Below are 13,651 nucleotides of genomic sequence, written 5' to 3'. Positions count from 1 at the left end.
GTTTGGCTCAGCCGAACTGGAAGCCGGAGACCGGCTTGCCGGTCAGCGTGTCGTTGAAGTTGCGCACCCCCGCTTCGCCCTCGGCGGCGCCGGCGGCGACCATCAGCGGCAGGAGGTGCTCTTCGCGCGGATGACAGGCGCGTGCGCCCGGCGCGGCGCTCCAGGCGATCAGCGCCTCGTCGCGCTTGGCCGGATCGGCCAGGGCCTCGGCCAGCCAGGCGTCGAAGGCTTCGGCCTCGGCGTTGCCGCGGGGCGAGAAGAAGTCACGCAGGTTGTGGTAGCTCAGGCCGCTGCCGATGATCAGCACGCCCTCGTCGCGCAGGGGCGCCAGCGCCCGGCCGATGGCCAGGTGCTCGGCCGGATCCAGCCCCTCGCGCAGGGACATCTGCAGCACCGGGACGTCGGCGTCCGGATAGATCAGCTTCAGCGGAATGAAGACCCCGTGGTCGAGGCCGCGGTCGGCGTCCACGTCGCTGGGAAAGCCCGCGTCGCCGAGCAGTTCGCGCACCCGTCCGGCCAGGTCCGGCGCGCCCGGCGCGGGATAGGTCAGCCGGTAGGTGTGCTCGGGAAAGCCGTAGTAGTCGTAGAGCAGCTTGGGGTGGGCCGCGACATTCACCGTCGGGTTCGGCGTCTCCCAGTGGCCGGAGATCACCAGGATCGCCTTGGGCCGCGCCGGCAGCCCGTCGGCGATGGCGCGCAGGTAGTCGCCCATCTTGTCCCACAGGTGCGGGGCGAAGGGCGGCGGGTCCATGAAGAAGCAGGGACCGCCCCCGTGGGGGATGAACAGGGTTGGCTGGCGTTCGGTCGAGCCCATGGCGCGCGATCCTCATTCGCAACGGTGTCAGGTGCAGATATGGCCCGCGCTCAGCTTCACGAAAACGGGGATAGATTCGATTATCTTCATCTGATTTTCTGATCATATGGACGACCTCTCCCTCGACCAGCTCCGCGTCTTCGTCGCCGTCGCCGAAGAGGGCAGCTTCTCGGCGGCCGCCCGGGCCCAGGGCCGGGCGCAGTCGGCGGTGACCTATGCGATCCAGCGGCTGGAGGCCCAGGCGGGCGTGGCCCTGTTCGACCGCACCGCCTACCGGCCCGTCCTGACCGAGGCCGGCCGGGCGCTCCTGCCCCGGGCCTGCCAGATCCTGGAGGCGGTCGGCGCCTTCCGCGCCCAGGCCCAGGGCATGACCGCCGGGCTGGAGGCGCAGCTCTCCCTGGTGGTCGAGGCCATGTTCCCGATGTCGCGGCTGGTGGCCGCGCTTAGCGATCTGCAGGCCCGCTTCCCCTCGGTGCAGACCCGCGTGCAGGTCGAATCCCTGGGCGCGACCCGCGACGCCGTGCTCGACGGCCGCGCGGACATCGGCCTGATCCTCTCGACCGACGCCGACGTGGCGGGCCTGCGCCTCGCCCCGGTCACCCAGATCGAGCTGGTCGCGGTGGCCGCGCCCACCCATCCGCTCGCCGCCGAGCGCCAGCCGCTGGCGCCGGAAGTCCTGCGCGAGCACCTGCAGCTCGTGCTCTCCGACCGCTCGGTGCGGGGCGACGATCCGGACAGGGGCGTGATCGGCCGGCGCACCTGGCGGCTCGGCGACCTGGGGGCCAAGCACGCCATGCTGCTGGCGGGCCTGGGCTGGGGCAGCCTGCCCGCGCACATGATCGAGGACGACCTGGCGTCCGGCCGGCTGGTGCGCCTGGCGCCGGCCATGTGGGACGGCTCCACCCGCCTGCCGCGCGTGCCGGTGGTGGTCGCCCACGCCGCCGACCGCACCCTGGGAACCGCCGGCCGCTGGCTGTTCGAGCGGCTCTCGGCGCCGCCTGCGGTCTTTCCTTCCGCCGGGGCGCACGGATAGGTTCGCGCCATGGACGCCGAGCTCTCCACCCGCACCGCCCCGTTCCGCGACGCCCGCTACGCCCCGCGCCGGCTCGAGGTGGACGAGCGCGTCGGCGGCGAGATCGTGCTCTCCAATCCCACGCCGGTGGACGTCCCCTTCGATCTGGCCGCCGCGCCCCTGGCCCACTGGGCCTCGGCGGCGCCTGACCGCCTGTGGCTGGCCGAGCGCTCCGGCGAGGGCTGGCGCGAGCTTTCCTATCGCGAGGGCGCCGAGCGGGTCGCCGCTCTCGCCGGCGGCCTGCGCGGGCTGGGGATCGCCGGCGAGCGGCCCCTCCTGATCCTGGCGCGCAACGGGATCGACCACGCCTTGATCACCTATGCGGCCATGAGCCAGGCCATGCCCGTGGCCCCGGTCTCTCCGCAGTACGGCTTGCCGGGGGCGAACCTGGCCCGCCTGGCCCACGCCTGCGAGGTGCTGAAGCCGGCGGCGATCTACACCGAGGATGCGGCCATGTTCGCCGAGGGCCTGGCCGCCCCGTTCCTGGCCGGCCTGCCGGTGATCGCCGCCCGCAACGCCCGTCCCGGCGACATCGCCCTGGAGACGCTGTCGGCCGCCGCCCCGGCCAGGCCCTGCGCCCGGCCCGACGACCACGCCAAGTACCTGCTCACCTCAGGCTCCACCGGCCTGCCCAAGGCGGTGATCATGACCCACCGGGGCCTGTCGACCAACGCGGCCCAGATCAGGGCCTGCTTCGACGATCCCGATCCGCCGGTGATGGTCCACTCCGCCCCCTGGAGCCATAGCCTGGGGGCCAACGCGATCTTGCACATGGGCCTCTATCGCGGGGGCAGCCTCTACATCGACGCGGGCCAGCCCACCGCCGCGCGCTTCGCCGAGACGGTGCGCAATCTCAAGGAGATCGCGCCCACCTACCAGAACATGGTCCCGGCCGGCTGGATGCTGTTCGCCGAGGCTCTGGAGCGCGACGAGGAGCTGGCGCGCAACTTCTTCTCGCGCTTGCGCCTGATGCAGTACGGCGGCGCGGCCCTGGGCCAGACCGTGGCCGACCGCATCGAGGCCGTGGCCGTGCGCACCACGGGCGAGCGCATCGGCTTCTCCAGCGGCTACGGCGCCACCGAGACCGGGCCGACCGCAGCCAACGTCCACTGGCTGAACGACCGCATGGGCCTGATGGGCCTGCCGCTGCCGGGCACGTCGGTGAAGCTCGTGCCAGTGGCCGGCAAGCTGGAGTTCCGGGTGAAGGGCCCGCAGGTCACGCCCGGCTACCTCGGCCAGCCGGAGCTGTCGGCCGCGGCCTTCGACGAGGAGGGCTTCTATCGCCTGGGCGACGCGGCCCGCTTCGCCGAGCCGGGAAACCCGGAGGGCGGCCTGGTGTTCGACGGACGCCTGTCGGAGAACTTCAAGCTCGTCAGCGGCACCTTCGTCAGCGTCGGCGAGCTGCGCATCGGCGCCATCGGGGCGATCGGCGATGCGGTGACCGACGCGGTGGTCTGCGGCGAGAACCACGACTTTATCGGCCTGCTGCTCTATCCCAACCCCACCCTGCCGCGGGACAAGGTCGAGGCCGCCGTCCGCGCGGGCCTGGCGCGCTTCAACGGCGCGGCGAAGGGCGCCGGGGGCAGGGTGGCGCGCGCCCTGGTCCTGCCCGACGGACCGGACGCCGCGTCGGGCGAGATCACCGACAAGGGCTACATCGCCCAGGCCCTGGCTCGCGTCCGCCGCGCCGAGGCGGTCGAGCGTCTTCTGGCCGCCGATCCCGGTTCCGACGTGATCGTGTTCTGAGGGCGCTGGACGACGGTCTAGGCGTCGGTATGTTCGTGCGCTCTTCCCGGCAGGGCCGGGAGCCGGATTCAGCTTCATAGCTCCCCGTCCGCGACCTGGGCCCGCGCTTCGCCGGGCCCGCCGGCGAGAGGCGAGGGCCATACGGGAAGGAAGACAGACCCAATGAACGGCGCCGACGCCCTGCTCGAAACCTTCGTCGACAACGACGTCACGGCCTGTTTCGCCAACCCCGGCACCAGCGAGATGCAGTTCGTCGCCGCCCTCGACCGGCAGCCGAAGATGCGTCCGGTCCTGTGCCTGTTCGAGGGCGTGGCCACCGGCGCGGCGGACGGCTACGGCCGCATGGCCGACAAGCCCGCCTGCACCCTGCTGCACCTGGGCCCGGGCTACGGCAACGGCGTCGCCAACCTGCACAACGCCCGGCGGGCCTTCACCCCGATCGTCAACGTGATCGGCGACCACGCCACCTATCACCGCCAGTACGACGCGCCGCTGAACTCCGACATCCCGGCGCTCGCCCGGCCCAATTCGCTGTGGGTGAAGTCGGCCGACAGGGCCGACGACGTGGCGGGCCTGGCCGCCGAGGCGATCGGCGCCGCCTACGGCCCGCCCGCCGGCTGCGCCAGCCTGATCCTGCCGGCCGACTCGGCCTGGAACGAGACCTCGCGCCGCACCGCCAAGGCGACCATTCCCGCCCGCGTCGCGCCCGCCGGCGAGGCGGTGGACGCGGTGGCCAGGGCGCTCAAGGCGGCCAAGAAGCCGGTGGTGCTGCTGGGGGGCCAGGCCTGCCGCGCCGAGGCCCTGGCCCAGGCCGCCCGCCTGGCGGCCCACGGGATCCGGGTGATGACCGACACCTTCGTCGCCCGCCAGCCCCGCGGCGCCGGCGTCTTCGCGCCCGGCCGCATGCAGTATTTCGGCGAGGCGGCGCTGGCCGACCTCGAAGGCGTCGACCTGATGGTGCTGACCGGCACGGTCGCGCCGGTCGCCTTCTTCGCCTATCCGGGCCGGCCGAGCCTGCTGGTGCCGGAGGGTTGCGCCACCGTCACCCTGGCCACCCGCCAGGAGGATTCGGTGGCCGCCCTGGCGGCCCTGGCCGACGCCCTGGGCGCGCCCGCCTCGGGGCCGGTCCAGCCGCTGAAGCGCCCCGACCCGGCGCCGGCCGGCATGCTCACGCCCCAGTCGGCGGGCGTGGCCATCGCCCGCCACCTGCCCGAGGGCGCGATCATCTGCGACGACTCGGTCACCTCCGGCGGCGGCGTGGCCGTGCCCTGCATGACCGCCGTCCCGCACGAGGTGCTGGCGCTCACCGGCGGCGCCATCGGCATCGGCGCCCCGCTGGCGGTGGGCGCCGGCGTCGCCGCTCCCGACCGCAAGATCGTTGCCCTCTGCGGCGACGGGGCGGCCATGTACACGGTCCAGGCCCTGTGGAGCATCGCCCGCGAGAACCTGGACTGCACGGTGGTGGTCTTCGCCAACCACTCCTACCGCATTCTCAACATCGAGATGGGCCGCACCGGCTCGGGCAATCCGGGCCCCTCCGCGAGCAAGCTCCTGGATCTGGGCGCTCCGAAGATCGACTGGGTCGCCATGGCCAAGGCCCAGGGCCTGCCCGCCGTGCGCTGCGAGACCGCCGAGGACTTCGAGCGGGCGTTCGGCGGCGCCATGGCCCAGACCGGCCCGATGTTCATCGAGGCGGCGATCCCCTAGGGCGGGGCGCCTAGAGGCCCTGCACCAGAAGGACGCGGTAGTCCGCGCCCTTCAGCCGGTGAGCCTTGGCCTCCTGATAGGCGGGGCTGTCGTACCAGGCGTGCGCGGCCTCCATCGAGGGGAATTGCAGCACGACCACGCCCTCGGCGGGCGGGCCTTCCAGCACCTCCAGCTCGCCGTAGAAGGCCAGCGGCGTGATCTGGTGATCGCCGCGGGCGGCCCGCGCCTTCTCGGCGTAGAGCGCGAATTCGTCGGCGTCCTTCATGGCCTGGCGGATGAAGACGACGTAGGCGGCCATGGCGTTCCTCCTGGCGGTTGGCGCGCGACAGTCGCGGCCGATTCGCGGTTTGGCCAAGAAAAAAGGCCCGCGGGGCGAACCCGCGGGCCTCGTTTCGGGCGTGAGCCCCTTCGATCAGCTGTTGCCGGGCAGCTTGCAGCCGCCGGCGATGCCCTTGGCGAAGGCGCAGCCGGTCGCGCCGGTGGGCTCGATCTTCGGCGTCAGGTTGTACTCCAGCATGTAGCCGGCCAGGCCGTCGACGCAGTTCACTTCCATGAAGGCCGTGCCCTTGGCGGTGCGGCCGATCAGGCGCGAGTCCTTCACGTCGCAGCTCGACTTGCCCATCTTCTTCAGGTCGGCGGTGAGCACCGAGGAGTCGGGCTTGGTCAGCACGCAGCGGTAGCCGGCCAGCGGGGCGTGGGCGCAGTCATAGATGGAGCTGTCGCTCGCCGAGGCGCCGAAGATGCCGACGGCGCCGTCCGGACGGTTGCCGCATTGCAGTTCGACCACGTCCTTGCCGCTCGGGCCGGGCAGCACCGCGTACTTGGAGACGTCGCAGTTGAAGCCGGCTTCCTTCGACAGGCGGCTGTAGAGGCCGGCCTGTTCGGTCTGGGCCGCGCGGGCGTCGGTCAGGGTGCAGCCGCCGCCGACGAAGTCGGCCTTGGCGCAGTCGATCGTCTGGTCGAGCTTGCCCGCGGCGTCGATCTTGTAGACGTAGCCCTTGCCGTTTTCGCAGGCCGCCTCGAAGTAGGTGTCGCCGGTCTTGGTGGTCAGCATGTAGCGCTTGTCCTTCACCGTGCAGCCGTTGGCGGCTTCAGCGGCGTAGGTGTCGACCACGGCCAAGCGCGCGGCCTTGTCGACCAGCGTGCACTTCAGGTTCGAGGACGCTTCGTCATAGAGCAGGCAGTTCACCGCCTGGACGTCGCGGTCCGGGGTCGGCGGCGAGCCGGCCTGGAGGATGTAGCCCGTGCCGCCCTGGCAGAGCACTTCCAGGAAGGTGTTGGCCTTGGTCTGGCCGATCGAGCGGGCCTTCTCGATGGTGCAGGGCGTGGAGGCCTTTTCCATCAGCGGCGCCACGTCGGCGACCATGTTTTCGTTGCCGGGCAGCTTGCAGGCCAGGCCCGAGACCTTGCCGTCGGGGCCGGGCAGGCTGGTTTCCAGGCAGTTGAACACCGAGGGGGTTCCGTCCTTCGGCGCCTGGATCACGAAGCCGAGGCCCTTGTCGCAATCGACCTCGTAGTAGGACGTGACCGTCTTGGCCTTCTTGTCCTCGGCCTTGCCGATGAAGCGGGCGTCCTGCACCTGGCAGGTCACGCCGGCGGCCTGGGCCAGGGCCGGAGCCTCGGCCATGCCCTGCTTGCGCGACGCCTCGCTGACGCCTTCATCCTTGGTGGCCGAGATCACCGCCACGGGCGCAAGGGCGCCTGCGACGACAATTGCGGCGAGGGCGATTCCGATACGCCTCATGGTTAGGATTCTCCTGGGTGGTTCCTGTCGGCCGGACATAAGCCCCCGTGTGAGGCGAGGGTCAAGCTAATGGCGAACCTGGGTCCAAGTGTGGCGCGGGCGGCCTGCGAAAGCGGATTTGCGCGCGCAGCCTGCTCGTCGGACAATGAGTCGCAACAGGTCGAAGGAGGGCGAAGGTGCGCGACGGGTTCCAAGATACGCTGGCCGAGACCCTGCGATCGAAGCTGACCTACCCCTTTGACCAGGGGCCGAAGATCGGCGAGGCGGTCGACATCGCCGCGGGCGTCAAATGGCTGCGCATGCCGCTGGGCGGCTCGCTGGCCTTCATCAACGTCTGGGCGATCGCCGAGGGCGAGGGCTGGGCGATCGTCGACACCGGCATGGGCGGGGCCGACACCATGGAGGCCTGGCGCAACGCCTTCGCCGGCCCGCTGAAGAAGAAGCGGGCGACCCGCGTCTTCATCACCCACATGCACCCCGACCACATCGGCATGGCCGGCTGGCTGACGCGCAAGTACGACGCGCGGCTGTGGATCACGCGGCTGGAGTTCCTGATGTGCCGCAGCCTGGCGGCCGACACCGGGCGCGAAGCGCCGGACGACGCCCTGAAGTTCTACCGCGCCGCCGGCTGGGACGCCGAGGCGCTGGAGTTCTACCGCGCCCGCTTCGGCGGCTTCGGCAAGGCGCTGCACGCCCTGCCGGACGCCTTCCACAGGCTGGCCGACGGCGACCGCGTCCACATCGGCGACCATGTCTGGGAGGTGGTGGTGGGCTCCGGCCATTCGCCCGAGCACGCCTGCTTCTACAGCGAGGACCTGCAGCTCCTGATCTCCGGCGACCAGGTGCTGCCCAAGATCTCCTCCAACGTCTCGGTGTTCCCCACCGAGCCGGACGCCGACCCGCTGACCGACTGGCTGAACTCGCTGGCGCGGATCAAGACCCGCGTGCCCGACGACGTCCTGGTGCTGCCGGCGCACAACGATCCGTTCTTCGGCCTGCATGCGCGCGTCGACAACCTGATCGAGGGCCACGAGCGCTGCCTGGAGCGGCTGCAGAAGCTGATCGCCGAGCCCAAGCGGGCGGTGGACGTCTTCTCCGTCCTCTTCCGGCGCAAGATCACCGAGCACAATCTCAGCATGGCCACCGGCGAGAGCCTGGCGCACCTGAACTGCCTGATGGCGCGCGGCCTGGCCGTGAAGGAGACCGACGCCGACGGGGTCGACTGGTACCGCGCCCCCGCCTAGGCCGGCGAGGCCCGTGGGGGCTATCGGCGCGGCCGGGCGCCGGCCTATTGTTTACGACGTAAGATTGAAAGGCCCATCGATGAGCGAACACATCCTGCGCGACGTCTCCGCCGGCGTGCTGACCCTGACCATGAACCGCCCGGAGAAGAAGAACGCCCTGACGCGCGCCATGTACCAGGCGCTGGGCGACGGCATCGACCAGGCCGAGTTCGACAAGGACGTGCGCTGCATCCTGATCCAGGGCGAGGGCGACATGTTCACCGCCGGCAACGATCTGGCCGACTTCGCCGCCGCCAACGCCGGCGACGCCTCGGCCAACGAGGCCCGGCGCGGCGGCAACCCGCTGCTGGCCGCCCTGGCCCGCGCCAAGACGCCGATCGTGGCGGCGGTGAACGGCCGGGCCGTGGGCGTGGGCGTGACCATGCTGATGCACTGCGACCTGGTGTTCGTCTCCGAGGACGCCCTGCTCACCACGCCCTTCGTCAACCTGGCGCTGGTGCCCGAGGCCGCCTCCAGCATGCTGCTGCCGGCCCGCATCGGCCACGCCCGCGCCTTCTCCATGTTCGTGCTGGGCGAGGCGGTGGACGCCAGGAAGGCCGTCGACTGGGGCATCGCCAACGCCGCCGTGCCGACCGCCGAGCTGCGCGCCCGCGCCCGCGCGGCGGCGGAGGCCGTGGCCGCCCGCCCGCCGGCGGCCGTGGCGATCACCAAGGCGCTGATGCGCGATCCGGCCGCCATCGCCGAGCGCATGGACGAGGAGGGCCGCCACTTCGCCGCTCAGCTCAAGTCGCCTGAGGCGGCCGAGGCCTTCGCCGCCTTCCGCGAGAAGCGCGCGCCCGACTTCACCAAGGTCGCCTGAGATGGACCGCGTCACCTCGCCCTTCGGCGCCTTCACCTCCGCGCGGGAGGTCGCCGCCGGCCATGACCTGACCGGCCGCACCGCCATCGTCACCGGCGGCGCCAGCGGCATCGGGATCGAGACGGCCCGCGCCCTGGCGCTGGCGGGCGCGGAGGTGACGCTGGCCGTGCGCAACCTCGAGGCCGGCATGGCCGCGGCCACCGACATCAACGACAGCGTCGGCGCCCAGCGCGCCTCCGTCGGTCGGGTGGACCTGTCCAGCTTCGCCTCGGTGGCGGCCTTCGCCGACCACTGGGGCGACGCGCCGCTGAACCTGCTGATCAACAACGCCGGGGTGATGGCCTGTCCGCTCAGCTACACGGCCGAGGATCTGGAGATGCAGATCGGGACGAACCACTTCGGCCATTTCCTGCTGGCCGTGCTCCTGGCGCGGGCGCTGATGAACGGCGCCGACGAGGGACGGTCGGCGCGGGTGGTCTCGCTCACCTCCATCGGCCACCGGCGCAGCCCGATCATCTGGGAGGACACCCACTACCGCAAACGGCCCTACGACAAGTGGGAGGCCTACGGCCAGTCGAAGACCGCCAACGCCCTCTTCGCCGTCGGCTTCCACGAGCGTTTCGCCGACCTGGGCGTCACCGCCAACGCGGTGATGCCCGGCGGAATCATGACCCCGCTGCAGCGCCACCTGCCGCGCGAGGAGATGATCGCCATGGGCTGGATGAACGAGAAGGGCGAGATCGCCCAGGGCTTCAAGACCCCCGAACAGGGCGCCTCCACCAGCGTCTGGGCCGCGCTCGGGCCCGAGCTGGAAGGGATCGGCGGCCTCTATCTGGAAGACTGCGCCCAGGCCGAGCCCTGGAGCGAGGAGACCCCCTACAAGGGCGTGAAGGCCTACGCCCTCGACCCGGAGGAGGCCGAGCGGCTATGGACTCTGTCGGAGGAAACGACAGGAGCCATCGTATGACCGTGACGGTCCGCCCGGCGGTCCCGGCCGACGCCGGGCTCATCCTGGGCTTCATCCGCGACCTGGCCGAGTACGAGAAGCTGCTGCACGAGGTGGAGGCCACCGAGGCCGACGTGGCGCGCGACCTCTTCGGGCCCGAGCCGCGCGCCTTCTGCGACATCGCCGAGGCGGACGGCGAGCCCGTGGGCTTCGCCCTGTGGTTCTACAACTACTCCACCTTCCGCGGCCGCCATGGGATCTATCTGGAGGATCTGTTCGTCAGGCCCGAGGCGAGGGGCCTGGGCGCCGGCAAGGCGCTCCTGAAGGCCCTGGCGCGCCGCTGCGCGAACGAAGGGCTGGGCCGGTTGGAATGGTCGGTGCTCGACTGGAACGCCCCCTCCATCGCTTTCTACGACAGCCTGGGCGCCGGGGCTCAGGACGAGTGGACCGTGCGCCGCCTCGACGGCGAGGCCCTGGCCAGGCTCGCCGCCGCATGAGCTCGCCCCCGCTCACCGTCCTGCGGGCGAGCCCCGAGGAGGAGGCCGCCATCATCGCCGCCGTGCGCCGCGCCGAGGGCTACGTCGTGGCCGGCCCCGAGCACGTCGACGGCCTCCTGAAGCTGTTGTCCGACCCGAAGGTCTCGGACCCGATCTACGACCTGCCGCGGCCGTTCACGCGCGAGACGATCGCCAACTGGGTGGCCGACAGCGAGGCCCTGCGCCAACAGGGCCGCTGCATCCTGGCGGTGACGCTGGACGACGACGGCGAGGTGGCCGGCTACTCGCGCTTCTCCATCTGGCCCGAGCGGGCCTCGGGCGAACTGGCCGGCGCGCGCCGGGCCGACCTGCAGAACACCGGCGGCGGCAAGGTGGGCGTGTCGCGCTCCATCGCCTTCATGTTCGAAACGTTGCACCTGCGCCTGATCGGCCTGACCGCGGCCCTGGACAACGTCCGCTCGGCCAAGTCCATCGAGGCGGCCGGCTTCCGCAGCATGGGCGAGATCGAAAGCGTCCGACCCGACGGGACCACCCGCCGCTCCCTCTACTGGGAGCTCGACCGCGACGAATGGGAGCGGATGCACCGGCTGTAGCGCCCAAGCCGACTCGCAGCTCACCAGGCGGACGATCCGGCGCGACCCCTCACCCGACCTTCCTTCGGAAGGCCGCCCTCTCCCGCAAGGGGAGAGGGAGCCGATATTTGGCCTAGCCCGCCTTGGCCGGCGCCGGCGCGGGGGCCGGTTGGCGCGACAGCGGGAAGAACTTCGGCGCCATCTTCGGCACCGCTTCGGACAGGATGGTGTCCACCGTCCAGCCCTCTTCCTTCGTCACCGTCTCGATCGGACGGGGCTGGGAGTAGAGGATGATGTTCTCGCCCGAGGCGCCGAAGATCTGGCCCGAGACGCTGGACGCCGCCGGCGAGACCATGGCCACCGAGAAGCGGGCCGGCTGGTCGGCGCGGATGGTCTTGGCCATGACCTCGCGGCGCTTGGCGTGCTCCTCGTTGCGGATCGGCACCGACTGGGTCATCCGCGTCCAGGCCACCGGGGCCAGGCAGTTGGAGCGCACGTTGAAGCGTTCGCCCTCCATGGCGATGATCCGCGACAGGCCGGCGATGCCCATCTTGGCCGCGCCGTAGTTGGCCTGGCCGATGTTGCCGATGATCCCCGAGGTCGAGGTGAAGAACATGTAGGCGCCGTCCTGCTGCTCGCGGAACAGCTCGATCGTCGCCCGGGCCACGTTGAACGAGCCGCGCAGGTGCACCTCGATGACAAGGTCCCATTCCTGCTCGGTCATCTTGTGGAACATGGCGTCGCGCAGAATGCCGGCCGGATTGATCACCGCGTGCAGGCCGCCGAAGGTGTCGCGGGCCTGCTCGACCATGCCCTGCACGGCCTTCATGCTGGTGACGCTTTCGGAGTTGGAGACCGCCTCGCCGCCCGCGGCGCGAATCTCCTGGGCCACGGTCTCGGCCGGGCCGGTCGAGCCCTCGTCGCCGCCCTTCAGGCCGCCGCCGAGGTCGTTGACGACCACCTTGGCGCCTTCCTGCGCCGCGATCAGCGCGCAGTCGCGGCCAATGCCGTTGCCGCCGCCGGTGACAAGAACAACTTTTCCTGAAAGAGCGCCCATCAATTCATCTCCCTAAAAAATCTCTTTGGACGGCGGACCGCTATTCGAGGCGGTCTGCCTTGCGCAATGCGGGGAAGAGCTTGGCCCAAAGGCCGGTGACGATCAACGCGCCGACGCCGCCGAACAGCGCTGCGCCGATCGGGCCGAAGAAGCGCGCGGTCACGCCGCTCTCGAATTCGCCCAGCTCGTTGGAGGCGCCGATGAACAGGGTGGAGACCGCCGCCACCCGGCCGCGCATCGCATCGGGCGTGACGAGCTGCACCAGGGTCTGGCGCACGTAGACGCTCAGCATGTCGGCCCCGCCCAGGAACGCCAGGGCCACCAGCGACAGCCAGATCGAGCGCGACAGGGCGAACACCACCGTGGCCAGGCCGAACACCGCCACCCCGCCGAACATGAACATCCCCGCCTTGGTGCGGATCGGGTGGCCCGCCAGGTAGAGGGCGATGGCCGTGGCCCCGATCGCCGGCCCCGCGCGCAGCAGGCCGAAGCCCTCCGCCCCCACGTGCAGCACGTCCCGGGCGAACACCGGCAGCAGCGCCGTGGCGCCGCCCAGCAGCACGGCGAACAGGTCCAGCGAGATCGCGCCGAAGACGATCTTCTGGCGCCACACGTAGCGCAGCCCCTCCTTCATCAGGGTCCAGCGCGAGCCGGGCTGGGTCTGCGGGCGGGTGCTCTTGCGGATCATCGAGACGGTGACGGCCGAGATCGCATAGAGGACGACGGCGGCGGCGTAGGCGTGCGCCGACGACAGGGCCACCAGCAGCCCGCCCAGCGCCGGCCCGGCGATGGAGGCGGTCTGCCAGGCCAGCGAGTTCCAGGCGATCGCCCGCGGCAGCAAGGGCCGCGGCACCAGCATCGGCCCCAGCGCCGTGCTGGCCGGCGAGAAGAACGCCCGCGCGGCCCCGAAGCCCACGGCCACCCCCAGCAGCAGCGGAACCGAGGCGAAGCCGCGCCAGGCCGCCAGCGCCAGCAGCGCCGCGCTGGCGATCTCGCCGGCCAGGCAAAGCTGCAGCACGCGCTTGCGCTCGTGGCGGTCGGCCGTCTCGCCGGCGGGCAGGGTCAGCAGGAACACCGGCACGAAGGCGGCCAGGCCGATCATCCCCACCAGGAAGGCCGATTCCTCCACGCTGCGGGTCTGGCGGGCCAGGGCGTACATCTGCCAGCCCAGGGCCACGCTCTCCACCTGGGCGGCCAGGCTGCCGGCGAATCGCGAAATCCAGAAGACCAGGTAGTCGCGCTCCCTCAGCAGGGCGCGGGCGGAGATGTCGTAGGCTGGGGAGGGTTCGGGCATGGGCGCGGCAACTTGGCCTGAGCCGCCGCCGCCTGCAATCGCCTGAGGCGACTTGTCCGTTGACCTTTGTTCGCGCTGGCCCTATGCGCACGCCTCCCA

13 protein-coding genes are annotated in these 13,651 nt (G+C 71.3%); 8 read left to right on the top strand and 5 right to left on the bottom strand.

The genetic code is table 11. The features are described 5' to 3' along the window. Positions 1–7: 7 nt before the first annotated feature. Complete coding sequence (locus ACE3TA_RS09525) at positions 8–814, bottom strand: class III extradiol ring-cleavage dioxygenase (protein ID WP_374572944.1); 807 nt, start codon at positions 812–814, stop codon at positions 8–10. A gap of 106 nt (positions 815–920) precedes the next feature. Between ACE3TA_RS09525 and ACE3TA_RS09520 the strand changes: the two genes are divergently transcribed. From ACE3TA_RS09520 to ACE3TA_RS09510, 3 genes are all read left to right on the top strand, one after another. Then, positions 921–1,847: a LysR family transcriptional regulator gene (locus ACE3TA_RS09520; protein WP_374572942.1), complete on the top strand. Its 927-nt coding sequence runs from the start codon at positions 921–923 to the stop codon at positions 1,845–1,847. Positions 1,848–1,856: 9 nt separating this feature from the next. After that, positions 1,857–3,632 carry a feruloyl-CoA synthase gene (locus ACE3TA_RS09515; protein ID WP_374572940.1) on the top strand — a complete coding sequence of 592 codons (1,776 nt, stop codon included), beginning with the start codon at positions 1,857–1,859 and terminating at the stop codon, positions 3,630–3,632. A 162-nt stretch (positions 3,633–3,794) separates the two neighbouring features. Beyond that, entirely contained in the window at positions 3,795–5,339 is a 1,545-nt protein-coding gene (locus tag ACE3TA_RS09510) for an acetolactate synthase large subunit (protein ID WP_374572938.1), read from the top strand. 10 nt (positions 5,340–5,349) lie between these two features. Here the strand turns inward: ACE3TA_RS09510 and ACE3TA_RS09505 are convergent, their stop codons facing one another. Both ACE3TA_RS09505 and ACE3TA_RS09500 read right to left on the bottom strand, forming a co-directional pair. Beyond that, entirely contained in the window at positions 5,350–5,637 is a 288-nt protein-coding gene (locus ACE3TA_RS09505; protein WP_374572936.1) for a DUF1330 domain-containing protein, read from the bottom strand. A 114-nt stretch (positions 5,638–5,751) separates the two neighbouring features. Further along, positions 5,752–7,083, bottom strand: coding sequence for a hypothetical protein (locus ACE3TA_RS09500; RefSeq protein WP_374572934.1), 1,332 nt, complete (start codon positions 7,081–7,083; stop codon positions 5,752–5,754). A gap of 176 nt (positions 7,084–7,259) precedes the next feature. On the opposite strand from ACE3TA_RS09500, the gene ACE3TA_RS09495 reads away from it, so the two are divergent. The 5 genes from ACE3TA_RS09495 (at position 7,260) to ACE3TA_RS09475 (ending at position 11,222) form a co-directional block, all read left to right on the top strand. Next, entirely contained in the window at positions 7,260–8,327 is a 1,068-nt protein-coding gene (locus ACE3TA_RS09495) for an MBL fold metallo-hydrolase (protein WP_374572932.1), read from the top strand. Between the two features lie 79 nt (positions 8,328–8,406). After that, the gene (locus tag ACE3TA_RS09490; RefSeq protein ID WP_374572930.1) at positions 8,407–9,186 is read left to right on the top strand and encodes an enoyl-CoA hydratase-related protein; all 780 of its coding nucleotides are present in this window, start codon (positions 8,407–8,409) and stop codon (positions 9,184–9,186) included. Position 9,187: 1 nt separating this feature from the next. Further along, positions 9,188–10,153: an oxidoreductase gene (locus ACE3TA_RS09485; protein ID WP_374572928.1), complete on the top strand. Its 966-nt coding sequence runs from the start codon at positions 9,188–9,190 to the stop codon at positions 10,151–10,153. Next, complete coding sequence (locus ACE3TA_RS09480; RefSeq protein WP_374572926.1) at positions 10,150–10,629, top strand: N-acetyltransferase family protein; 480 nt, start codon at positions 10,150–10,152, stop codon at positions 10,627–10,629. Before ACE3TA_RS09485 ends, ACE3TA_RS09480 begins: the two co-directional genes overlap by 4 nt. Then, positions 10,626–11,222 carry a GNAT family N-acetyltransferase gene (locus ACE3TA_RS09475; protein WP_374572924.1) on the top strand — a complete coding sequence of 199 codons (597 nt, stop codon included), beginning with the start codon at positions 10,626–10,628 and terminating at the stop codon, positions 11,220–11,222. The genes ACE3TA_RS09480 and ACE3TA_RS09475 overlap by 4 nt, the downstream gene beginning before the upstream one ends. A 112-nt stretch (positions 11,223–11,334) precedes the next feature. On the opposite strand, the gene ACE3TA_RS09470 is transcribed toward ACE3TA_RS09475, so the two are convergent. Beyond that, positions 11,335–12,258 (bottom strand): SDR family NAD(P)-dependent oxidoreductase, encoded by a 924-nt coding sequence (locus ACE3TA_RS09470; protein WP_374572922.1) that lies wholly within the window; start codon positions 12,256–12,258, stop codon positions 11,335–11,337. Between the two features lie 40 nt (positions 12,259–12,298). Continuing rightward, positions 12,299–13,552, bottom strand: a complete 1,254-nt coding sequence (locus ACE3TA_RS09465; RefSeq protein ID WP_374572920.1) for an MFS transporter — start codon at positions 13,550–13,552, stop codon at positions 12,299–12,301. Between the last annotated feature and the right edge of the window lie 99 nt (positions 13,553–13,651).

The organism is Phenylobacterium sp. (assembly GCF_041916435.1).
Lineage (GTDB): Bacteria > Pseudomonadota > Alphaproteobacteria > Caulobacterales > Caulobacteraceae > Phenylobacterium.
The sequence above is the reverse complement of the archived record's forward strand: the minus strand, read 5'-3'. Positions and strand labels throughout refer to the sequence as shown.